This is a genomic window from Streptomyces sp. NPDC050842 (assembly GCF_044456565.1).
Lineage (GTDB): Bacteria > Actinomycetota > Actinomycetes > Streptomycetales > Streptomycetaceae > Streptomyces.
Window position 1 is genome coordinate 1 of the sequence record NZ_JBITGA010000020.1, and the last position, 21,357, is coordinate 21,357.

Below are 21,357 nucleotides of genomic sequence, written 5' to 3' on the forward strand. Positions count from 1 at the left end.
GGCCCGCTGGGCATCAGTCACGGACAACGGCGGAATCTTCGGACCAGGACGGCTCATGCCGAACTAACGCCAAACCTCCGACTCAGGTCACTAGGGCCTGTCCGGCGGATCATGTGACCTCCTTGCGCTCATGGCGTTAGGCACACGCAAGCGGGCCGGAGGAAGTGACCGCCGGCCATTCAGCCATGAGCAGTGGGAGGCGTACATCGTGTTGACCGGTGACAGCTTCAGCAGCAGCACCTTCGCCATCGAGCTTGGCAAGTTCCAGGTCGAGACCGTCCAGGACGTCTCGGGACTCCAGTTGGAGCAGGACGTGGTGGAGGTCCGGCAGGTCTCACCGACCGGTGAATTGCTCATTCGCAAGCAGCCGGGGGCGCGCAAGACCGGCGAGATCACGATCACCCGTGGCATGGACAAGAGCACCGCGTTCACTGACTGGATCAAGGCGACCCTGGTCAACGCCGACCTCGACGCTGCCCGCCAGAACATCACCATCGCATTGAAGGATGCGCAGAAGCAGACCGTCCGCCGCATTCACCTCAGCAACGCCTGGGCGTCCCGTTGGGAGGGGCCGTCGCTGGGAGCCTCCGAGTCCGGGCCCGCGACGGAGCAGGTGACGATCACCTACGAAGACATCACCGTCGAGTAGCAATCGGCTTCTGTCCGGCGGATCACGTCCGCAGCCATAGCCGGATCGCGGCGACGGTGACGGTGCCGTGGAAGACGTAGGCCCGCTTGTCGTAGCGGGTTGCCACGGCCCGGAAGTTCTTGATCCGGTTGATGGTCCGCTCGACTTCGTTGCGGCGCTTGTACTGCTCCTTGTCGAAGCTGGCGGGTCGGCCGCCCTTGTTGCCACGGCGTCTGCGGTTGGCCCGCTGGTCCCTTGGCTCGGGAATCGTGTGCTTGATGTGGCGTCTTCTCAGGTAACGGCGGTTGCGGCGGGAACTGTATGCCTTGTCGCCGCTGACGCGGTCCGGGCGGGTCCGGGGGCGGCCGCCGTTCGGCCGGGGTACCCGGATTCGTTCGAGGACGTTAGTCATCTGCGGGGCGTCGCCCCACTGCCCCGGTGTCACCAGGAGTGCGAGAGGGTGGCAGCCGCCTTCCCCTGCAAGGTGGACTTTGCAGGTCAGACCGCCCCGTGACCGTCCGAGCCCCTCGTCGGTGCGATGGTGTCGGGGCGTCGTCCTTTTTTCGGGATCCGAGGTGTGGCTTTCGGGGCACCGGCTGCGTGCTGGTGGGCCCGGCATGAGGTCGAGTCCACGCCGACCATGCTCCAGTCGATCCGTCCGCCGAGATCGGCGTCAGCCTGGACGGCGTGCAGGATCCCGTCCCAGGTTCCGTCCGCCGACCAGCGGCGATGCCTTTCGTAGACGGTTTTCCACGGACCGTATCGGTCCGGTAGGTCACGCCAGGGAACTCCCGTGCAGATCCGGAAGATGATCCCGTTGATGACGGTGCGGTGGTCGCTCCACCGGCCCCCACGTCCGCCAGATGGCGGCAGATGAGGCTCCAGCAGCGACCACTCATGGTTCGTCAGATCCCCCCGACCCATGCCTGAACCAACGAACACCCGACCGGATGGTCACATGATCCGTCGGACGCGGCCTAGGGCAGGGCAGCGCCGAACTGGCCGAGAACCCTGGCCTCGACCGGAGGATGCTGCTCGGCAAGGTCGACTACCCCTGCATCAGGCGCGAGGCCCCCGACACCTTCCTGACGGTCTGCGACGGCACGCCCAGGGTTCTCGTCACTCCCGGCGGAACGTTCGTGTCCGTGGCCTTCATCACCCAGGTGCCGGCCCTGGCCCGGGTCCAGGTGTTCGACAGTCCGCCCCAACTGGACGCCCTCAAGCACCCGTTCTTCCCCACGCCGAGCGTGATCGCCGGCGCGGTCACGACCCTGCCGACGATCGTGCACAGGCTGTCGATGGTCGACGAGCTCCTCGCGCCCGAGACCGACGGTCACATCGCCCTGCGGACCAACCAGGAGTTCTGGTTCAGCCTTCTGGTCTGGAACGAGCAGGGGAGATACGACATCGCCTGGAACACCACCGGTCTGGTGGGCGCCACACCGCCGGAGCCATTCACGACCAAGAACCGTGCCGTGCGCGCCCGACTGGCGAAGCTGCACTGCCACGACACCAGCGACGACTGGGGTTCCGGTACCGGCACCCTTCACCTTCGGCCTCTCCGCCGGGGCCACGAAGGTGACGGCTCCCGCCATCACATGGGATCCGATGACGCCGACCGAGCCGCTTGACATCGCAGCCGGGGCCGCCGACCTCACGATCTCGCCACCGAACGCGGCTCAGAGGATGGGAGTCTGGGTGGCCGGCGTCGAAGACGACTCCGGCACCTTCCCGCCGGACGCCGACGACGAGGAAGTCACCCCCGGATCGTTCGGCGGCGCTACGGGCCCCGGCACGCCCCTCGCGTTCCCGGTCGGCGATGGGCGCGAAGGGGTCAGCGACGAGACGGTCACGCTCGTGAGCCGACACCTCACCCTCACCGGCGGCGAGCTCAGCTTCTCGGCCGACATCGTCTGCAGCGTGGACCACGTCTGAAAAGGTCGATGGTGTGTTTCAGCCGGACAAGGCCTCGTCGTCCGGGCCAGGGTCCGGGGCCGGGTTCGGCTTCAGGTTTGGGTTCGGGTGCGGATGCCGGTGTGTGTTGAGCCGGGCGGCTTGACGTGTGAGGTGGTCGCGCTCGGCGAGATTGGGTGCCTTCTGGGCGGCCGTGGCATAGAGCCGCGCCGCGGTCGTCAGGTCGCCGTCGCGTTCGTGGAGGTAGGCCGCTACGGCGGTGTGGCGGGGGAGCGTGTCGTCGAGGGCGGCGAGCGAGGCGAGGCCGGCTCGTGGTCCGTCGGCTTCGCCGATCGCCACCGCGCGGTTGAGGCGTGCGACGGGGCTGCCGGTGAGCCGGACGAGTTCGTCGTACCACTCGACGATCTGCACCCAGTCCGTCTCTCCGGCGGTGGGCGCGTCGGCGTGCAGTGCGGCGATGGCGGCCTGAGCCTGGAACTCGCCCAGCCGGTCACGGGCGAGCGCCGCCTGCAGGATCGTGACGCCCTCGGTGATCGCGGCGGTGTCCCACCGGCCGCGGTCCTGCTCGGCGAGGGGGACCAGGGTGCCGTCGGGCGTCGTCCGGGTGGCGCGCCGGGCGTGGTGGAGGAGCATGAGGGCGAGCAGCCCCGCGGCTTCCGGGTGGTCGATCGCGGCGGTGAGCTGCCGGGTGAGCCGGATGGCTTCGGCGGCGAGGTCGATGTCGCCGGAGTAACCCTCGTTGAAGACCAAGTAGAGGACGCGCAGCACGGTGGCGACGTCGCCGGGCTGGTCGAAGCGGACGCCGGAGACGGTGCGTTTGGCCCGGCTGATGCGTTGGGCCATGGTCGCTTCGGGGACGAGGTAGGCCTGGGCGATCTGGCGGGTGGTGAGCCCGCCGACGGCGCGCAGGGTGAGCGCGACCGCGGACGAGGGCGTCAGGGAGGGATGGGCGCACAGGAAGTAGAGCTGGAGCGTGTCGTCCGCCGGGGCCGTGGGTCCGGGTGACGGTTCCTGGTCGAGGCGGTCCTCACGCCGGCGTCGGGCGGTGTCGGCCCGGGTCGAGTCCAGGAACTTGCGCCAGGCCACGGTGACCAGCCAGCCCTTGGGGTCGCGCGGCGGGTCGTCCGGCCAGAGGCGTACGGCTTCGACGAGGGCGTCCTGCACGGCGTCCTCGGCCGCCGCGAAGTCGGCTCCGCGGCGGACGAGGACGGTGAGGACGCTCGGCGTGAGCGTGCGCAGCAGAGCGTCGTTCATGGGTGAGGTCACTCGGTGATGGTGGGCGGCGCGGTCAGGAACGGGCGTACTTCCAGCCATTCGTGGATGGGCTTTCCGCCCGCTCCGGGGGCGGCGGAGAGTTCCCCGGCGAGTTCGACGGCGCGCTCGTAGCTGTCGACGTCGATCACCATCCAGCCGGCGATCAGGTCCTTGGTCTCGGCGAACGGGCCGTCGGTGACGGGCGGGCGGCCCTCGCCGTCGTAGCGGACCCAGGCGCCTTCGGGTGCGAGCGCCTGGCCGTCGATGAACTCGCCGGTCTTCTCCAGCCGGGCCGCGAAGTCGTGCATGTACTGCATGTGGTCCGAGATCTCCTGCGGTGTCCACTGGTCCATGGGCACGTCGTTGGAGGCGGCCGGGGCGCCGCGGTAGTGCTTCAGCAGCAGGTACTTCGCCATGGTGTCTCTCCTCGGTCTGGTGCGGGCCATTCTGGCCGCGTTCACTACGGGGACGGAGCAGGCCACGGCTTCTCGACATCGTCGGCCGAACTTTTTTCGGATCATCCCCTGGCCCTGGGCGAGGGGCCCGCGCCGGGGCCGTCACCGTGACAGCAACGGCCGGCGGATCTCGTCATCGGGTCCCCTCGTCGAGCTCGGTACCCGTGGGGTGCCTTGGTGACTTCAAAGTGCGTTCTTCCGTCCTTCCCACCACCACCGCATGATTCCAGTGGCGGCAGAAGAGACCCCTAACGGGCTCCTTGTTCGACGGCCGACCGGCCGGTCCCGACTTCCGCCCTTCCCCTTCTCACGCGCACGTCAAGGGAACTCCAATCGCCCGCGGCCAGAATGCGGGCGGTTCCCTCGGAATATTCCTGAACCTACAAGGAGAGATTTCTGTGTCCACACTGCAATCACCTTCGGACAGCGGCACCGGCCGCATGAGCGGGCGCGCGTGGGGCGTGCTGTTCGTGCTCTGTGGCGCGATCTTCCTCGAAGGCATCGACGTGGCCATGCTCAACGTGGCGCTGCCCTCGATCCGCGAGGACCTGGAGATGTCCACGGGCATGCTCCAGTGGGTGATGAGTGCCTACGTGCTCGGCTACGGCGGGTTCATGCTGCTGGGCGGCCGGGCCGCCGACCTGTTCGGGCGCCGCCGGATGTTCGTGTTCTGGCTCGTGGTCTTCCTGCTCTTCTCCGGTCTGGGCGGATTCGCCACGGAGGGCTGGATGCTCATCGTCGCCCGCTTCGTGACAGGTGTCGCGGCCGCCTTCATGACGCCGGCGGGCCTGTCCATCATCACCACGGGCTTCGAGGAGGGCCCGCAGCGCAACAAGGCCCTCCTGGTCTACTCCGGCACGGCAGCCGGCGGCTTCTCCATCGGCCTGGTGGTCGGCGGTCTGCTGGCAGCTGTGAACTGGCGCTGGGTGTTCTTCGCCCCGGTCATCCTCACGCTCCTCATCCTCGTCGCGGCGCTCGTCCTCATCCCGAAGTCGCCCCGCCCGGACCGTGAGGGTCAGGGTGTGGACCTGGCCGGCGCGCTCAGCGTCACCGGCGCGATCCTGCTGCTCGTCTTCGGTGTCGAGCGTGCCGCGCACGCCTCCGCGGCCGTGACGGCGGCCACGATCGGGGCGGGCCTGGTCCTGTTCGGCGTGTTCATCGCGATCGAGCGCAGATCGGCCTCGCCGCTGGTACGCCTGGGGATCTTCCGCAGCGGCTCGCTGGTCCGCGCGAACCTGGCCGGCATGCTCTTCGCCGCGGGCTTCTTCGGCTTCCAGTTCATCGCCGTGCTCTACCTGCAGGAGCTGCGTGGCTGGTCGACCCTGCAGACCAGTTTCGCTCTCATCGTCATCGGCGTGGACGCGATCCTGTCTCCGACGCTGACTCCCCGGCTCGTGGCGAGGTTCGGCAACGCCCGGGTGATCTTCGGCGGCCTGCTCCTCGCGGCACTGTCGTACGCCCTGTTCCTGCCGGTCGGCGCGGACTGGACGTACCTGGCGATGTTCCCGAGCCTGATCATCCTGGGCCTCGCCTTCTCCCTGGCGTACGGGCCACTCACCATCCTCGCCACCGACGGTGTCGCGGAGGAGGAGCAGGGCGTGGCGGGCGGCCTGCTGTACACGTCCTTCCAGTTCGGCGCCGCCCTCGGCCTGTCGTTCGTCGCCACCGTGAACATCGCCGCGACGGACGGCACGTCCCCTGCGGCTCTCCTCGACGGCTACCGCGCCGCCCTGGTCGTGCCGCTGCTCGCCGCCCTCGTCGCCGCCGTCATCAGCGCCTTCGGCCTGCGCACCCGATCCGGGGCCGGGACAGGGGACGGCGACACCGGCCCCGTACCCGCCGCGGCCCCCGACAAGGCCGTGCCCGTCGAGGCGGCGAGGTAGTTCCCGCCCGGCGCCCACGAACAGCTCCGCCCCCTGCCGTCACGGAACACCTGCCGAGAGGAATCGAAATGCCTGCAGCCACCGTGGAATCCTTCTCGGAAATCGAGGACAAATTCTTCGCCTACATCCAGGACATCGTCTACTGCACCATGATCACGGTGGACAAGAAATCCCGCCCCAGGGCTCGTGTGCTGCTGCCCGTCTGGGAAATGGTCGACGGGAAGCCGGTCGGCTGGCTGGCGGCGTACAAGACCCCCGTGAAGGCTGCTCATCTGGCCCACAACCCGCATACGACGTACTCGTACTGGAACCCCCGCCAGAACGCGGTGTTCATCGACAGCGTCTCCACCTGGGCCACGGACCCGGAATCCCGGCAGTACGCCTGGGACCTGTACCGCAAGGGAAGTCCTGCGGGCGTCGGTTACGACCCGATCGGCTTCTGGCGCGGCGGCCCCGAGGACCCCGGCTACCACGTCCTGCGCATCGATCCCTGGCGGGTGCAGGTGCTCCGCGGTTCGGACCTCAAGAGCCGCATCTGGACCGACGGTGACCGCCGCTGACTCCCGGCGTGGACGGCTGAACGGCCCCTTCCCCAGGGCGATACCGGCGGCGTTGAGCCGCTGGATCGGGCCGGGAGCGAGGGGGCCGGGCTGCCACCACAAGATAAGATACCGCGCAAGCGGTCTATTTCGATCGTGATGAAGAACGCGAGAGCGAGGGGTGGCTGTGGCGCAGCAGGAGCGGGCGATCCGTACCCGGAAGATCATCCTGGAGGCCGCCGCGGCGATCTTCGACGAGCGTGGCTACGAGGCGGCGACCATCGCCGAGGTCCTGGAGCGGGCCGAAGTGACCAAGGGGGCCTTGTACTTCCACTTCCCGTCCAAGGGTGACCTGGCGCGCGGGGTCCTGGCCGCCGCCGTGACCACCGACGGCGTCCGCCCGCACGCCCTCAAGCTGCAGGAGATGGTCGACACCCTCCTGCTGCTGGCCTACCGGCTGCCCCGTGAGCCGATGCTCAGCGCGGCCCTGCGGATGGCGGTCGACCCCCAGTCGCGCCGCCAGTTCGGCACCGCCTGGCCCGAGTGGACCGAGCTGCTGGCCGGCTTCCTCAGGGACGCCAAGGCGCGGGGGGAGGTGCTCGCGCACACCGACGAGGAAGAGATCGCCCGCATGATGGTGTCCACCTGGACCGGGGTCCGCGTGGTGACTGAAGGCCTCCCCGGCACGTACGACCTGCCGGGCGAGATCTCCCTGCTCGTCCGGCTCCTCCTGGCGGGCGTCGCGACCCCCACCGTCCTGCCTCGCCTGGACGTCTCGGCCGCTCGCGCCGCCCGCCTCTACGACGACATGCCGGCCTGGCGTGCCGAGACGGCAGGGTCCGGCGCCGGTATCACCCACTGAGTCAGGGGAGCCGTGGAACCGCCCCGCTCCGACGGGCTCCGAAGAGGACTGAGCACCCGCTCGTGCAACCGCTGGACATCGGGCGACGGTTCGAGCCCCAGCTCATCCCGCAGCAGGCGCCGGACGCTCCGGTAGGCGTCCAGTGCCTCGGCGCGCCGCCCGGCCTCATGCAGGGCGGCGATCAACTGGCCGTGAAACCACTCGTTGAGCGGGTAGTCGTACACGAGCGTGCGCAGCTCGGGGATGAGTTCACGCAGTCGCCCGAGCAGGTGTGCGGCCTCGATCCGCAGTTCCAGTGCCCTGATCCTCAACTCCTCCAGATGGACGATCCGGCCGGCGAGGACACTGCCCGTCGGCACGTTGGAGAGCACGGGGCCGCGCCACAGGCCGAGTGCGGTGCCGACCGCGCCGGCCGCGGCCTCGTACCGGCCCGCCAGGAACTCCTCCTTCCCACGGGCGACCAGCTGCTCGAAGACCTTGATATCGACGGTCGTCGCGTCGACGTGCATCGTGTACCCGCCGAACTGCGTGCTCAGCACCGGGCGGCCACCATCCGAGGCGGCGTCCGGGCGGGCGTCCGGTAAGGCGAGCAGCCGGCGTGCGTGGTGCACGTAGGTCTGCACGGTGTTGAGGGCCGAGCGCGGCGGGCCGTGCTGCCAGAGTTCCCGGATGAGGGTGTCCGGTGTGACGGGGGCGTTGGCATGGGCGAGGAGCACGGCCAGGACCTGGGAGACCTTGGGGCTGCCGGCCGGAAGAATCCCGCCGTCGCCGCCGACGATCTGAAACGGTCCGATGAGGTTGAATCGCACGGCGCACTCTCCTTCAGGGCGAACGGCCAGGGCGGTTCGGCGTTGGCCACAGGACTCACCGGCACCCGGTTGTACCCATGGCGCGCCGGAGGGACGCCGAGCCGGGGGAGGAGCCCGCGACGAGGCATGCAAATCAAACCACATGCGCGGTTTATTGTGGGGCCCCTTAAGGCACGCCTCCGAGAGGAGAAGCCCCCATGCCTGGCGCTCCGCCGCGAAGCGAACACGGGGGACCGTGCGACATGCCGCCCAGGCGGACCGATCGCCGCCCGCGCTCAGCGAGCAGGGGTCACCAGCCCCGACTCGTAGGCGACGATGACCAGTTGAGCGCGGTCCCGCGCTGCCAGCTTTCCCATGATCCGGCTGACATGCGTCTTCGCTGTGAGGGGTGAGAGCCCCAGGGCTTCAGCGATCTCCGTATTGTTCAGGCCCCGACCCACCAGGGTCAGGACCTCGCGTTCACGGTCCGTCAGGCCCTCAGGTCCGCCTATGACCGGGGCCTGGGGGAGCGCCAGGGCCCGGGCGATCAGCCGGGATGTCGGGCCCGGCGACAGAAGAGCCTCGCCGGCCGCGACCGTACGGATCGCGGCGAGGAGTTCGGCCGGGCGGATGTCCTTGACCGCGAAGCCCGACGCGCCCGCCCGCAGCGCCTCCATGACGTGCTCGTCCGTGTCGTACGTCGTCAGGACCAGCACCCTCACCCCGGCCAGGTCCTCGTCGGCGGCGATGAGCCGGGTCGCACTGATGCCGTCGAGCTCGGGCATCCGGACGTCCATCACCACCACGTCGGCCCGCGCCGAACGCGCCAGCTCCACCGCCTCCTTGCCGTTGGCCGCCTGCCCCACGACCTCCATGTCCGGCGCCGACTCGACGAGCATCGCGAACGACGCCCGTACGAGGTTCTGGTCGTCCGCCAGCAGGACCCGGATCACACCGCCACCTTCCCCACAGTGAGCGGCAGCCGCGCCGACACCTCGAAACCCCCACCCTCGCGCGGGCCCGCACTCAGGGTGCCGCCCACGCTCCTGGCCCGCTCCCGCATCCCGAGGATCCCGTACCCCGCCCCCTCCACTCGCCCGGACCCATGAACGCCACCCACACCACGGAGACCGCCGACGCCACCGAGACCATCCAACCCGCCATCACCATCAGGATCACCGACGGCGTCCAAGCGGCGGCCGGCCCCACCCCCTCCGCCGACACCGCCATCGGTCACTCTCACGGTCAACACCTCTTCCACGAGCCCGACATCGACCCGCACGCCCGCTCCCCGTCCCGCGTGCCGTACGGCGTTGGTCAGTGACTCCTGCACGATCCGGTAGGCCGCCGCGCCGACCGCCGCGGGAACCTTCGCCGTCCCCGTCCGTACCGTCAGATCGGCGCCCGAGGTCCGTACGAGGTCGGGCAGCGAGGCCAGGTCCGGCAACGGGCCCTCCGGGGCGGCCCGCAGGACGTCCAGCGTCGTACGGACTTCGGCGCGGGCGTCCCGGCAGGTTTCGGCGATCTCGTCGAGCGCCCGGACGAGCGCCTCCCGGTCGAGCCGGTCCGGTGTGGCCACCAGTACGTGCGCGGCGACGGACGTCTGCACACCGATGAGGGTGATGGAGTGGGCGAGGAGGTCGTGGAGGTCTCTCGCTATCCGCAGCCGCTCCTCGACGACCTTCCGCTCCGCTTCCCGCTCGGCCCGCTCCATCACACCGGCCACCAGCTGCCGGTAGAGCCGGATGCTCGCACCGAAGACGAGCATCGCGATCACCCAGCCCGAGACTCTGAGCAGCTCCACCATTTCGTGCGGGTTGACGAGGAGCTGGATGCTGAGCGTGACGGAGGTGACGATGAGTCCCACGAGCACTGTCCGCTGGGGCCGACCGGTCGCCGCGACCGTGTACAAGGCGGTCATGGAGGCCGGTATCGGCGCCAGGTGCATGTAGTCGAGTGCGTGGTATGGGGCGACGCAGGCCACCACGGCAAGGAGCACCGGCATGGGTGCCTTGCGCCGCCAGGCCAACGGGACGTGCGCGGCGAGCAGCAGCGCCCAGCCGAGGAGGTCCGGCCGACGGCCGTCGTCGACCGTGAGCGCGAGCACTCCGGCGAGCACCGCGAAGACCGCGGCGGCCGTCGCGTCACGCCGCACCGGATGCGGTGCGGCCTGCGGTTCACGGGTGAAAGCCGCTGCGAAGTCCATGATGTCCATCCTCCCAGCGGGCGGGGGCTCCTGGCAGTCCGGGGGAGCCCCCACCCGCCCCTGATCAGACCCTTACGGGCAGCCGCTCGGACTCTGAACCGGCCGTTGACGAGGGCTTCTTGGCCAACGGACCCGGCCACCACACCCTACGGCCGAGGAGCACGCTCGCACTGGTCACGAGATACGTACGGACCAGGAAGGTGTCGAGGAGGACTCCGACCGCGATGACGAAGCCGAGCTCGGCCAGTTGCACCATCGGCATGTTGATGAGAACCGCGAACGTGGCGGCGAGCACGAGCCCCGCCGAGGCGATCACCCCGCCGGTCGAGCGCAGCGCGGCCAAGGCAGCGGGCCCCGGCTCCAGCCCGTTGAGGCACTCCTCGCGCATCCGATGCATCAGGAAGATGCCGTAGTCGACGCCGAGGGCGACGAGGAAGACGAAGGAGAGCAGTGCCAACCCCGGATCAGTGCCCTCGAAGCCGAAGAACCCCTCGAAGACGAGACCGCCGATGCCGAGGGCCGCGCCCCAGACCGCGACGACCGCGGCGACCAGGATCAGCGGCGCGACGAGACTGCGCAGCAGCACGACGAGCACGATCAACACCACGACGAGAACGAGCGGTACGACGATCCTTTGGTCGCTGGTACTGGTGTCGGCCATGTCGAGCTGCTCGGCGCTCGGCCCGCCGACGTACACGCCCTCGCCGAGTGCCGAACGCAGCTCCCTGATCGTGGCGGTCTCGCCCGCGGACTGCGGCGCATGCGACGCGACGACTGAGATCTCGCTCCACCCGCCGCCGCTGCGGGCGATGTCGACCCGGGCGACCCCCTCGGCCGCGCGGACACGCTCCAGCACCCCGACGGAAGCCGCCTCGCGAGCGACGACGGTGATGGGCTGGGTGCCCATCTGCGGATACGCGGCGGCCAGCGTCTTCATCGCCGTGACGGCCTCCGGGGTGGAGCTGAAGGAGTCCTCCTGCTTGATGGCCCCGGGCAGGTTCAGCACACCGAGGGCCAGGGCCGCCAGAGCGGCGGCACCGGTGAGCAGGACGGCGAGGGGACGCCGTCCGGCGGAGGAGCCCATGGCGGCGAACAGTGAACGGCGCGCGGCCTTCGGTGGGCTCCCGTACGCGGGGATCAGCGGCCAGAACACCCGTCGCCCGAGTACGACGAGCAAGGCCGGAAGCAGCGTCAGCATCGCGACGAGCGCGCACAGCACACCCACGGCCGCCGTGGGCCCCATGCCCCGGCTGCTGTTCATGTCGGCGGCAAGCAGGCAGAGCATGCCCAGCGCCACGGTCCCCGACGACGCGAGGACGGCGGGCCCGCAGCCCCGCAGGGCGGCGACCATGGCGTCGTACGGGCGGGGTATCCGGCGCAGTTCCTCGCGGTACCGGGACACCAGCAGCAGCGCGTAGTCGGTTCCCGCACCGAAGACGAGGATCGTCATCACACCGGTGCTCTGGCCGGAGACGCTGATGTCGAAGCCCTGGTGCAGGGCGTAGGTGACGGCCATCGACAGATAGTCGGCGACCCCGGCGACGGTCAGAGGCACGAGCCAGAGGAACGGACTGCGGTAGATGACGATCAGCAGGATCGCGACGACGGCGACGGTCGTGTAGAGCAACGGCCCGTCGAGAGAGCCGTACACCTCGCTCGCGTCCGTGGCCAGGGCACCGGACCCGCCGACCTCGCCGCTCACTCTCTCGCGGACGTCGTGGACGAAGGCGTCCCTGGCCACCTCGTCCGTCCCGGGCTCGGTACTGGACACCGCGTACAGAAGGGTCGTCCCGTCCTCGGAAGGAACCGGACGCGGAACCGAAGTGAGCGGGTACTCGGCAGCGACCGCCTCCACCTCCCGAGCGGCACTCGCCCGGTCGGCAGCGGTGAGCCCACCCTCGCGGTGATAGACGAGGACGAGGTCGGTGGACTCCCCGCCCGGCATCTGCTCGGTGATCTTCGCGACCTGGGTCGAGTCGGCACTCGCGGGCAGGTAGTCGACGGCCCGGTCGCGCTGTACGTCACCGAGTTTGCTCGCGAGGGGCGCGGCGAGAGCGATCACGATCACCCACAACGCCAACACCCCCCATCCGACGATTCTCTTGCGCCCTTCCATCGGGTCTCCCTCCATAGATCCTCAACAGGTCGATCCCAGATTCCCGCTCGCTGAGGGAGGATTCGTCGCACCGAAGGCCGAGTTGAGGACTACTACGAGGGTCGGCACACTAAGCCGACTACTCCCGGGGAAGTACGAACCGCACCGTCACACCCACACCCCCGTGTCCGCCACCCACGCAGAAGCTCGTCAGCATGCCGCCGAGGCTCGCCGCCGGCCGCCCCGCGTGCTCGGGCGACGGCGCCGCCCCGCCGAGCGCCGCTCTGCCGAGGCGGAACACGGTCCTGGCCACCCTTCAGCCGCGGCTCCGCCCTGACCTGTAGGCGCCGTCCACAGTGGCTGTGTCGATCGATCGACTCAGTCGTCGGCTGCGACGAGGAGCGTGATCCGTCCAGCAGAGTGGTCGATGAGCACGAAATCGTGGAAGTACTCGTGCACACGGCCCCAGTCATGGATGGCTTCGTCCCCGAGCCCGCTCAGGTAGGAGATGTGGTTGGCCGACGACAAGCGGTCGAACACCTCCTGCCGCAGATCCGCCTCCAGCTCGGCGGGCACGTCCCCCCACTGGTTCGCCCACCCCCGGAGGACATGCGCGCTCTTCTCCCGGCTGACGGTTGCGTAGACGTCTGGGGTAACCAGCCTCAGCCAGTACGGGCCGTGCCTGGGCCCCTCCGGCAGGACTCCACCGCCCGCATAGTCGTCCCGAAACTGTTCATGCCCGATGAGCGCCGTGAGTAGCTCCCGAGCCCCCGACGGACTCCGCAGGGAGCCGCAGATGTTTGATGTCAACCCACCTGAAGCCATGCGAGCTCGAATCCTGGAACTTATAGTCCCGAGAATTGATGAAGGCACTGGCCTCGTGGGTGAGCTGGTTCTCCATAGCGCCCCAGCTTAGGAGCCGAACCAAACACCCCTACGGAGGAGCTCAGGCACGATCGCCCGTCGCGCTTCCAGACGGCGCAGCACCGCCAAAGAGGTTGGAGGCTCATCCGTGGCTGCCGCCTCACCGACCAGGCAGCGTCCACCGCGCCATGCTCGCCATCGCCCGCCCGCCCGCACCACGCACCCTCCTCGGATGACGCGGCAACGCGTAAGCCGGCGCCCCCCAAGATCACGCGCCGGACAAGGCTCAGTCCTTGCGGGCGAGTAGCTGGATCTCCTGGAACTGCCGTCGGTCCGTGGGCTCAGGCTCGCAAACCATCCGGGCCACCTCGCCCAAGCCGCATTTGCGCAGCAGTGCGGCAAGGTGGTCAGGCCACCACCGATAGGCCGGAGCGACCGTGTGATCGAAGACCTGTGTCGGGTGAGAAGAGCCGTCGCTCGCCGAAAAGCAGATCAAGAGGTGGCCGCCAGGTGCCAGCACGCGATGGAATTCCGCCAAGATGACCGGAAGCTCCAGTGGCGGAGTATGGATGACGGACCAACGGGAGAGTACGCCGCCCAACACGCCATCAGCGACGTCCAACTCCGCCATGGAGCCCACGTCGAACCGCAGCCCCGGATAGGCCTGTCGAGCCAGCTCGATCATTGCGGGAGAGGCGTCGACACCGAACGCCTCCAGCCCCAGCTCGTCCAGATGAGCGGTGATATGGCCGGGCCCACATCCCAGGTCCGCGACCTGACCGTCTCCACTCGCGCTGACGACCTCGGCGAAGGCACCCAAGATCGCGCGGTCCAGGGGCCTGTCACGCAACGTGTCGCGGAACAACTGCGCATAGAGAGGCGCAGCAGTGTCGTAGGCCTCGCGGGCGGCACTGAAGGCATCGTGTTCGACCATGCTCACGACAGTAGTTCCTGCCCCCGAGACGAAGGGAACAAGGGCGACAGGCCATCCCAAGGACAAGTGCTGACTACATCCCTATCCTCACCCCGCTGGCGAGGACGCCCTCACGAGCCCGGACCCGGGCCGGGCTTGTGCTCCTGTTCCGCCTGGCGTTGGGTATGCGGGGGTAGCGGCAACAACGGATGGAGGTAGTCCTCGTGGACGAGGCATTGTTCGTGAGGTACCAGGGAAGGACCCGCAGTCCACGGGGGATCTTCCCGGGCATCTTCGCATTGGCCAATGGTCTGGCGCGCGAAGGCCGGCTCTCCGAGGAGGAGTACCGGTTCTGGCGGGCGAGCAACGACTGGTACGACGCCAACTACCCCAACCCGTCGAACACGGACCCCCATGTCTATGACCACGAGCTGCACCCAGGTGCTGTCGCCTGGTTCAAAACCACAGCCGTACATCTCATCGACGGAGTGGCTGGATACCTGGACCTTCTCGCCGCTCACGGCGTCGAATGCGAGCGGGTCGAGTCTTCAGCTCCGGGCCGGATCATCTACGAGGACGACGTCCAGGTAGTGGTCGTGCCGTCAGGCTCGGCGTGTTGAGCCGGGGGAGTGGGCCTGCGTAGCCCATTCCCCGGCCTGGCGTCAGGAGAGGCACGCTACTGCGCTGCACGGACCGGACGGCTCATCAGCGGGCGCGCGCATGGGGTCAGAACTCGAATGCGGGCCCGGTCGCGAGCACGGGGGTCTGCTGTGGCGTTAACGGTTCGAATTGGCCCCACGTTTCCGGTCTGAGTCACCCCCACTTCATGGTCGCCGCGACGATTGTTCCGGCCCGAGGTGGCCGCGGTTTCCGGTCTCAGCTGTTCCAGCCCTGGGGCTCGCTCGGGGCGGCCTGATGTCGCAGGGGGGCGATGAGAGAAAATGCTGCGCATGACGACTTGAAGAGCACCGGACGGGCGGCAGCACTGGGTCAAGGTCACGACCTGGGACACGGTCAGGGACGGTGACCGCCGAATCTGCGCCGCTTGTGAAACCGAGGTCTGCTCCTACCGGTTCCGTGTCCATCCGCCTGAGTCCTCGTTGTTCGAGCGGTGCGTCGGCTTGGCCTGGTGCTCCGGATGCCGGATCTACTCCGGTGCGATGGTTCACGTTCCCCGAGCACGTGTCCTCGTCGACGCACTGGCGTCCCTCCCTGCGGACGAGCGCGATCGACTGCTTCGCAGCGAGGCGAAACTGATCAGGTATCTCGATGGCCGAGGCAGCGGCCGGCAGTATTGATATCCGCCGGGCGGTCGGCGTGGAGAGGGCTACTTTGACAGCGGCCACGAGGATCTCCCCGCGTACGGTCAGTTGAGGATGTGACGTTCCGTGACCACCCTTGGGTGGGTGCCAACCCGGGCGCTGATTCGAGGTTAGGCTCGGAATGCCTTCCGGAGGAGCTCGCCGAACTCGGCGGGGTGCGTGGTCAGGCCGGTGTGCCCGCCGGGGAAGTGCCAGAGTTCCGTCCGAAGATGCTCGGCCAGGAAGGCGGCCGGACGGTAGGGCAGCTCGCCGCGTGAGTCTTGGCCACAGGCGAGCACGAATCGGTCCGACAAGGCCTCCAGCCGGTGGATGTCCGGAGCGTAGGACATGAAGCTGGGCACGATGCGCCCGACGAAGTAGGGCAGGTTGACCATCGTCCGCTCGGCGCGGGCCGCCGCCTGCGGGGGCAGCTTGACTTCGGCCCTCGGCTCGGTGGTGTCACCGTCCTTCTTCATGACGGCGGCAAACACGGCCATCGCCGGCATGAGCCCCTCGGAGCGCAAGGCCTCCTGCATGCGCGCGATGAGCGCGCGATGTTCGGGCGCGTCCGGCAGAATTTCCACCAGCGGCGGCTCGTGCGCCACCAAGCGCTCGACGCGTTCGGGGTGGGCAGTGAGCAGGTGCACGGCGGTGATGGCGCCCGAGCTGGCGCCGAACACCCGGGCGGGCTCACCGGGCGACAGCAGGTCCATTATTCGCAACGTGTCGTCGGCGTGCTCGGCCACGCGTTGCTCGGCCTCGGGGTCGTCCAGCGCGCTTCGGGACATGCCGCGCGGGTCGTAGGTCGCGACGGTGTATTCGGCGGCCAGGTCGTCGGCGATGCCGTCGAAGGAGGCCGCGCCCCCCGCCCCGCCGGGGATCAGCAGCAGGAGCGGGCCCTGGCCACGCACTTCGTAGTGCAGGGTCGCGCCCTTCACGCGCAGGCTGCCGATGGTCGGGTCGGTCATGAGGAGTCTCCTTCTCGGGACGGGGGCCAGTGCTCAAGGAGGGTGTGCAGGGCGTCGAGTGCACGGATCCAGGAGTGCTGCGGCGAACGCTCGTGTGCGAACGCACCCGCGGCCTCCAAGGCGACAAACCCGTGGAACGTGCTGCGCAGCAACCGGACCGCGTCGGTCAGGTCGGGCTCGGCCAGTCCATAACCGCGCAACATGCCGTAGGTCAGCTCGACCGCGCGCCGCGGTCCGGGCGCCTTTGCGGCCAGCTCAGGGTCGATCTGGATCGGGGTCTGCGTCGCCGTGTAGCGCCCCGGATGCTCGTGGGCGTACTCCCGCCAGGTGTTGGCAAACGCGACCAGCGCGTCCTTGCCTGCCCGCCCGGAGGTCGCCTCCGCGATACGGATGGTCTTCTCGTCGGCCGCCAGCAGTGCGATTCGTCCGCGCAGATCCTCGAGGCCGCGGACGTGCGTGTAGAGGCTCGCATCCTTCACGCCGAGCCGCCGCGCCAACTGCGACATGGTCACCTGGTCGAGTCCGACCTCGTCCGCCAACTCGGCGCCTGCGATCGTCACCCGCTCCGCCGTCAGCCCTGCCCGCACCACGGCACCCTCCTCATTGCCTAGGGGTCCTAGCTTTAACCTAGAGGCCCTAGGGATAGCAAGCAGGAGGCATCACTCACGCCGGTACTGCTCTTGCGGATGGCCCACCGCGCGCCTGGCGCTCGGCGTGCATTGCCGCCTGGGCTCCGCCACGCTGACGACCGGTCCTTTATGGAGGGCCGTAGGCGACGGAGGTGACGACGGCCGGCATGACCTCCTTCAGCCAAAAGAGGGGGTGGTCGAACCAGCTTCGGCTGACCGGGCCGGTGTGGCAGGTGTCCCTTAGCCCTGTTCAGCAGATGTCGCGGTACTCCTCGTCCGGGATGTACGTCGTCCATTGGCTGCGGGTGAGGGAACCGAAGCGGGCGCACAGCTCGGCAGCCAGGCGCTCCGGGGCGAGGAGCTGGGTACGTGGCCGGGTGCTGGCTCCCTGAATGTGCAGGGACTGGCCGTCCGCGGAGAACGCGAGGGTGCGCACTCTGTCCCCGCTGGTGGGCAGAGGTGCGCCGATCACGGTGCGGGAGGGGATGTCCCACAGCCGGATGCCGCCCGCCCGGGTTCCGGCGGCGAGTGTGCGGCCGTCCGGGGAGAACGCGAGGGCGGTGACGGGGACGGGAGTGCCGTCAGGGCCGTCCGGCTCTCCGCCGGCCAGTACGCCCCGCGGCGACGTCGTGGCACCGTCGTACAGCAGGATCCGGCCGGAGCCGTCGGCGACGGCGAGCAGGTCGCCGCTGGTGCTGTACGTCATGGCGTCACCGAGGTCCCGTTCGGTACGGTCGCGCAACAGTCGGCCCGTGGGGAGTTTCAGGACCGTCCCGTCGTTGAGGGCCATCAGCGATGTGCGGGGGTGGAGCGCCATCTGTGTTGCAGACATCCCTTCCCGGGGAGGTGTCAGCGGCTTGGAGTTCGTGAGGTCCCAGACCTGTATCGAGACGATGCCGTACACGACAGGTCTTCCGCCCGAGTTCACCACGGCGAGGGGATCGGGCGGCTGCTGGCCTCGACGCATGGTGATGTCCCCTGCCGGGCGGCGGAGGTCCATGTCCCAGACCAGGATGTGCTGGGAGGGCATCCCTGGCGCGTTGCGGTGATCCGGAGGCGTGGAAATGGGGGTGAAGGCGAAGAACCTGCCGTCCGGGCTGAACGCCGCCACGGGCTTGGGGGCCCGGCCGGGTAGATAGCGCACGGCTGGAGTGGTGCCGATGAGGCGGCCGGTTCCCGTGTCCCGTAACTCGTAGGAAAGCTCGTGGCCCGTGGTCCTCGGCACCGCAGTGACGTGTCCAGTGGGGCTGGGCAGGGAGGGAGGGCGCTTCTTGTCGTCCCAGACCGCGGTGAGGATGTCGCGTGTATTGATGGTGCGTACGGTGCGTCCTCCCATGCCTATGTAGCGGATGACGCCGGCCGCGGTGTCGATTCGTACGCTGTACGGCTTGTCCTGCGGAGACAGGGGCAGATTCAGGAGCATCGAGCCGTCCCACTCGTTGTACGGATCCTGCCAGTCGGGCGGGTTGCGCGTGTTGCGCCATACGAGCAGACGGTCGTTGGTGACGCCCACGACGAACCGGGAGTCGGGGCTGAAGAACACCTCGGTGAGCCCGCGCTGAGCCAGTTCGTCCAACGTGTCCCCGGTGACGGTGTCGATGCGTTCGACTCCTTGCTCGCGCAGAGCGAGCAGCGTTCTGCCGTCCGGGCTGAAGCGCAGGGATCCCGGTCGGCAGGTGGGGCGGATCGCTTCCCGGGGAACCTCGAGTGCCTTGAGGGGCACCCTCCTGCCGCTGGGAATTCGCCAGATCTCGACCCTGACGCCCGCTCCGCAGCGTGCCACCAGGCTTCCGTCACGGCTCAGTGTGACGGCGCCGTCGCCGATCCGGGCGCCCCGTAGTGTGACCAGCGGCCGTTTCCCGGTCGAATCCCACACCTCCGCGTGGCCTTCCATCGCGACGGCGACCCGGCGTCCCTGCTCGGACAGGGAAATGTCCATGACCGGGTTCGTCCACCGCGCGAGAAGTGTGCGACGTTCCCCGGCCGGCACGTCCCACAAGGTGAGGCCGCCTCCGCGGGCCGCGTCCGCGGCCCATCGGCCATCCGGACTCCATACCGGCAGTCCCGGATACGAGGGCCACAGCTCGTCGTCGCGCGGGTCGCCCATACTGCTGACCGTGGTCAGGCCAGGAACGGTGTAGGAGCCCGTCCTGATGTGGGTGGTCGTGTTCCATACCTGGACGCGCTCGCCCTCCTGGATCCGCATGAACCTTCCGTCCGAGCTCAGCGATGCGTGAGACGTCTCGGTGTTCCGCACCGACGGGGTGAAGTCCGGCTCGGACCGCTGTCCCAAGGCCGCGAGCAGCGCGGAACGGGACTCCGGCGTCTGCGCGAGCCGCCAGGCCGCGATGCTGAGCCGTCCGGCCAGCCCGGGGTCGGTGGTGCGGAGACTGCCCGCCACCGTCGTGGTGCGGCGGGCCGCGTTCTGCGTCTGCTGCTCGTTCCTGGCTCGGCTTTGTTGGACGGCGATCACCGCCCCCAGCACCGACAACAACACCAGGACACTCAGGACGCCGGTGGTCGTGCGCCGCAGCCGGATCCGCAAGCGCCGGGCGTCCATGCTTCGGGTCAAAAAGTCGCGCTCGCCGGGGGTGAGCGCATTCGCGTCGTCGGCGGATGCGAACGCCTGGGCGGCGGACTTCAGCCCGGTGCCCCGCAGCAGCGCGCCCCGGTCCCACCCGAGGGACTTCCAGCCCTCGGCGGCCTCGGTGAGACGGCGATGGAGCCGCAGCCGGTCCCGGTCCTCCTCGATCCACCCCGCGAGGCGGGGCCAGCCAGTGATCAGAGCCTCGTGGGTCAGGTCCACGCGTTCGTGATCGAGCGTGACGAGGCGGCCGCGGCCGAGGTGGTCGAGGACGTCGGCGGCCCCCGGTCCGAGGCCTGCCAGCTCCCCGCGTGTGCTGGGGCGCTTCGTGTCCGGGGCGCCATCGCCCGGTGTGACCAGTCGGAGGAGCATGCGGCGTGCCGTGGCCTGCCGGTCCTCGTCCAGGCTCGTGTACGCGGCTTCCGCGGCCTGGGTGATGGATCCTCCCAGCCCGCCGGCCTGTTCGTAGGCCGCCAGGGTGAGGGTACGGCCCTGACGCCGCCGCCACGTCTCCAAGAGGACGTGCGACAGCAGCGGCAGAGCGGTCCGCTCCGCGACGACGGCTTCCAGCAGACGGGCGGTCAGAGCACGTTCGACGACGGTGCCCCGCACACCGGCGGGCTTGGTGATCACCTGGCGGAGTTCCGTATCGGTCATCGGGCCGACCGGCAGCGTCGACTCCCGCATCACGACCGCCAGATCAGGGTGTTCGAGACACCGGGCGTAGAAGTCGGCCCGGATGCCGAGCACGACGCGCAGCCGGCTCTCCGCCGACCGCGCGGTCAGCAGCATCTCCGTGAAGGCGAGACGTTCCGTGGGGTCGGGGCACAGCGTGAAGAGCTCCTCGAACTGGTCGACGATCACCCAGGTCTGCCCTTCACCGGCAGCGGGCACGAACGAGGACCGGTGACGGTCGAGGGGACGCGCGCCGGGAGTGAGGACACGAACCGCCGCAGGACGCGATCCCATGTCCCGCTCTCCAGACCGGAGCTCTCGCCGCAGACGGGGGATCAGACCCGCACGCAGCAATGACGACTTGCCACTGCCGGAAGGACCCAGAAGAGCGACCACGCCATGGCCCCTGGTCAGCGCCAGAAGATCGTCGCTCAGCGCCTCCCGGCCGAAGAAGACCTCTTCATCACCGGGCTCGAACCGCGCCAGACCCCGGTACGGGGACGGGACATCGTCCGTCCGCTCACGCGCCGCCAGTTCCCCCGACACGGCATGCCAGCGCTCCTCCCACTCCTCGGGGTCGGCGCCGCATGCTGTCGCGTAGGCCCGCACGACGGGCAGAGAGGGCAACTGCTCGCCCGCGGCCGCCCGTGACAGTGTCGCCACCGAGTATCCGGCCCGCCGAGCCATGGCGGCGTACGTGGGCCCACCCGCCTCCCGGCGAAGCCGGCGCAGATCATGGGCCAGCCGGGCCACCGGGCCCTGCTCCGGATCGAGCGGCTTCTCCTGACGCCCCATAACC

At 69.2% G+C, this 21,357-nt stretch carries 19 protein-coding genes; 7 read left to right on the plus strand and 12 right to left on the minus strand.

From position 1 onward, the window contains the following. Nucleotides 1-208 precede the first annotated feature (208 nt). Nucleotides 209-649, plus strand: coding sequence for a phage tail protein (locus tag ACIBG6_RS38430; protein WP_399227410.1), 441 nt, complete (start codon nt 209-211; stop codon nt 647-649). A gap of 22 nt (nt 650-671) precedes the next feature. Here ACIBG6_RS38430 and ACIBG6_RS38435 read toward each other — a convergent pair. Next, a protein-coding gene (locus ACIBG6_RS38435; protein WP_399227457.1) for an IS5 family transposase occupies nt 672-1,552 on the minus strand; the annotation gives its coding sequence in 2 pieces (ribosomal slippage) (nt 672-1,192 and nt 1,192-1,552; 882 coding nt in all). A 104-nt stretch (nt 1,553-1,656) separates the two neighbouring features. Between ACIBG6_RS38435 and ACIBG6_RS38440 the strand changes: the two genes are divergently transcribed. Both ACIBG6_RS38440 and ACIBG6_RS38445 read left to right on the plus strand, forming a co-directional pair. Beyond that, a complete protein-coding gene (locus ACIBG6_RS38440) occupies nt 1,657-2,259 on the plus strand; it encodes a hypothetical protein (RefSeq protein WP_399227412.1) in 603 nt (200 codons plus the stop codon). Continuing rightward, on the plus strand, nt 2,237-2,563 hold the full coding sequence (locus tag ACIBG6_RS38445) for a hypothetical protein (protein ID WP_399227413.1): 327 nt from the start codon (nt 2,237-2,239) through the stop codon (nt 2,561-2,563). The genes ACIBG6_RS38440 and ACIBG6_RS38445 overlap by 23 nt, the downstream gene beginning before the upstream one ends. Nucleotides 2,564-2,581: 18 nt before the next feature. Here the strand turns inward: ACIBG6_RS38445 and ACIBG6_RS38450 are convergent, their stop codons facing one another. Together ACIBG6_RS38450 and ACIBG6_RS38455 are read right to left on the minus strand one after the other, a co-directional pair. Then, entirely contained in the window at nt 2,582-3,796 is a 1,215-nt protein-coding gene (locus ACIBG6_RS38450) for an RNA polymerase sigma factor (RefSeq protein ID WP_399227458.1), read from the minus strand. A gap of 8 nt (nt 3,797-3,804) precedes the next feature. Next, nucleotides 3,805-4,212, minus strand: a complete 408-nt coding sequence (locus ACIBG6_RS38455; protein WP_399227414.1) for a YciI family protein — start codon at nt 4,210-4,212, stop codon at nt 3,805-3,807. 479 nt (nt 4,213-4,691) lie between these two features. On the opposite strand from ACIBG6_RS38455, the gene ACIBG6_RS38460 reads away from it, so the two are divergent. The 3 genes from ACIBG6_RS38460 to ACIBG6_RS38470 all read left to right on the plus strand — a co-directional run bounded on the left by ACIBG6_RS38460 (nt 4,692) and on the right by ACIBG6_RS38470 (nt 7,535). Continuing rightward, the gene (locus ACIBG6_RS38460; RefSeq protein ID WP_399227459.1) at nt 4,692-6,134 is read left to right on the plus strand and encodes an MFS transporter; all 1,443 of its coding nucleotides are present in this window, start codon (nt 4,692-4,694) and stop codon (nt 6,132-6,134) included. A 68-nt stretch (nt 6,135-6,202) separates the two neighbouring features. After that, nucleotides 6,203-6,694: a pyridoxamine 5'-phosphate oxidase family protein gene (locus ACIBG6_RS38465; RefSeq protein WP_399227415.1), complete on the plus strand. Its 492-nt coding sequence runs from the start codon at nt 6,203-6,205 to the stop codon at nt 6,692-6,694. A gap of 166 nt (nt 6,695-6,860) precedes the next feature. Continuing rightward, nucleotides 6,861-7,535: a ScbR family autoregulator-binding transcription factor gene (locus ACIBG6_RS38470; RefSeq protein ID WP_399227416.1), complete on the plus strand. Its 675-nt coding sequence runs from the start codon at nt 6,861-6,863 to the stop codon at nt 7,533-7,535. Here ACIBG6_RS38470 and ACIBG6_RS38475 read toward each other — a convergent pair. The 6 genes from ACIBG6_RS38475 to ACIBG6_RS38500 form a co-directional block, all read right to left on the minus strand. Continuing rightward, nucleotides 7,472-8,344 (minus strand): BTAD domain-containing putative transcriptional regulator, encoded by an 873-nt coding sequence (locus ACIBG6_RS38475; RefSeq protein WP_399227417.1) that lies wholly within the window; start codon nt 8,342-8,344, stop codon nt 7,472-7,474. The two genes, ACIBG6_RS38470 and ACIBG6_RS38475, sit on opposite strands and share 64 nt — an antisense overlap. A 275-nt stretch (nt 8,345-8,619) precedes the next feature. Next, nucleotides 8,620-9,276 carry a response regulator gene (locus ACIBG6_RS38480; protein WP_399227418.1) on the minus strand — a complete coding sequence of 219 codons (657 nt, stop codon included), beginning with the start codon at nt 9,274-9,276 and terminating at the stop codon, nt 8,620-8,622. After that, nucleotides 9,273-10,529: a sensor histidine kinase gene (locus ACIBG6_RS38485; RefSeq protein WP_399227419.1), complete on the minus strand. Its 1,257-nt coding sequence runs from the start codon at nt 10,527-10,529 to the stop codon at nt 9,273-9,275. Before ACIBG6_RS38485 ends, ACIBG6_RS38480 begins: the two co-directional genes overlap by 4 nt. Before the next feature lie 64 nt (nt 10,530-10,593). Next, nucleotides 10,594-12,645, minus strand: coding sequence for an MMPL family transporter (locus ACIBG6_RS38490; protein ID WP_399227420.1), 2,052 nt, complete (start codon nt 12,643-12,645; stop codon nt 10,594-10,596). A 357-nt stretch (nt 12,646-13,002) separates the two neighbouring features. Continuing rightward, nucleotides 13,003-13,200 (minus strand): hypothetical protein, encoded by a 198-nt coding sequence (locus ACIBG6_RS38495; RefSeq protein WP_399227421.1) that lies wholly within the window; start codon nt 13,198-13,200, stop codon nt 13,003-13,005. A 574-nt stretch (nt 13,201-13,774) separates the two neighbouring features. Next, nucleotides 13,775-14,422 carry a class I SAM-dependent methyltransferase gene (locus tag ACIBG6_RS38500; protein ID WP_399227423.1) on the minus strand — a complete coding sequence of 216 codons (648 nt, stop codon included), beginning with the start codon at nt 14,420-14,422 and terminating at the stop codon, nt 13,775-13,777. Nucleotides 14,423-14,625: 203 nt separating this feature from the next. Between ACIBG6_RS38500 and ACIBG6_RS38505 the strand changes: the two genes are divergently transcribed. Next, on the plus strand, nt 14,626-15,021 hold the full coding sequence (locus ACIBG6_RS38505; protein WP_399227424.1) for a hypothetical protein: 396 nt from the start codon (nt 14,626-14,628) through the stop codon (nt 15,019-15,021). An 812-nt stretch (nt 15,022-15,833) separates the two neighbouring features. On the opposite strand, the gene ACIBG6_RS38510 is transcribed toward ACIBG6_RS38505, so the two are convergent. The 3 genes from ACIBG6_RS38510 to ACIBG6_RS38520 form a co-directional block, all read right to left on the minus strand. Next, entirely contained in the window at nt 15,834-16,670 is an 837-nt protein-coding gene (locus ACIBG6_RS38510) for an alpha/beta fold hydrolase (RefSeq protein ID WP_399227425.1), read from the minus strand. Further along, complete coding sequence (locus tag ACIBG6_RS38515) at nt 16,667-17,260, minus strand: TetR/AcrR family transcriptional regulator (RefSeq protein WP_399227426.1); 594 nt, start codon at nt 17,258-17,260, stop codon at nt 16,667-16,669. The genes ACIBG6_RS38510 and ACIBG6_RS38515 overlap by 4 nt, the downstream gene beginning before the upstream one ends. A 289-nt stretch (nt 17,261-17,549) precedes the next feature. Beyond that, a complete protein-coding gene (locus tag ACIBG6_RS38520; RefSeq protein WP_399227427.1) occupies nt 17,550-21,353 on the minus strand; it encodes a helix-turn-helix domain-containing protein in 3,804 nt (1,267 codons plus the stop codon). Between the last annotated feature and the right edge of the window lie 4 nt (nt 21,354-21,357).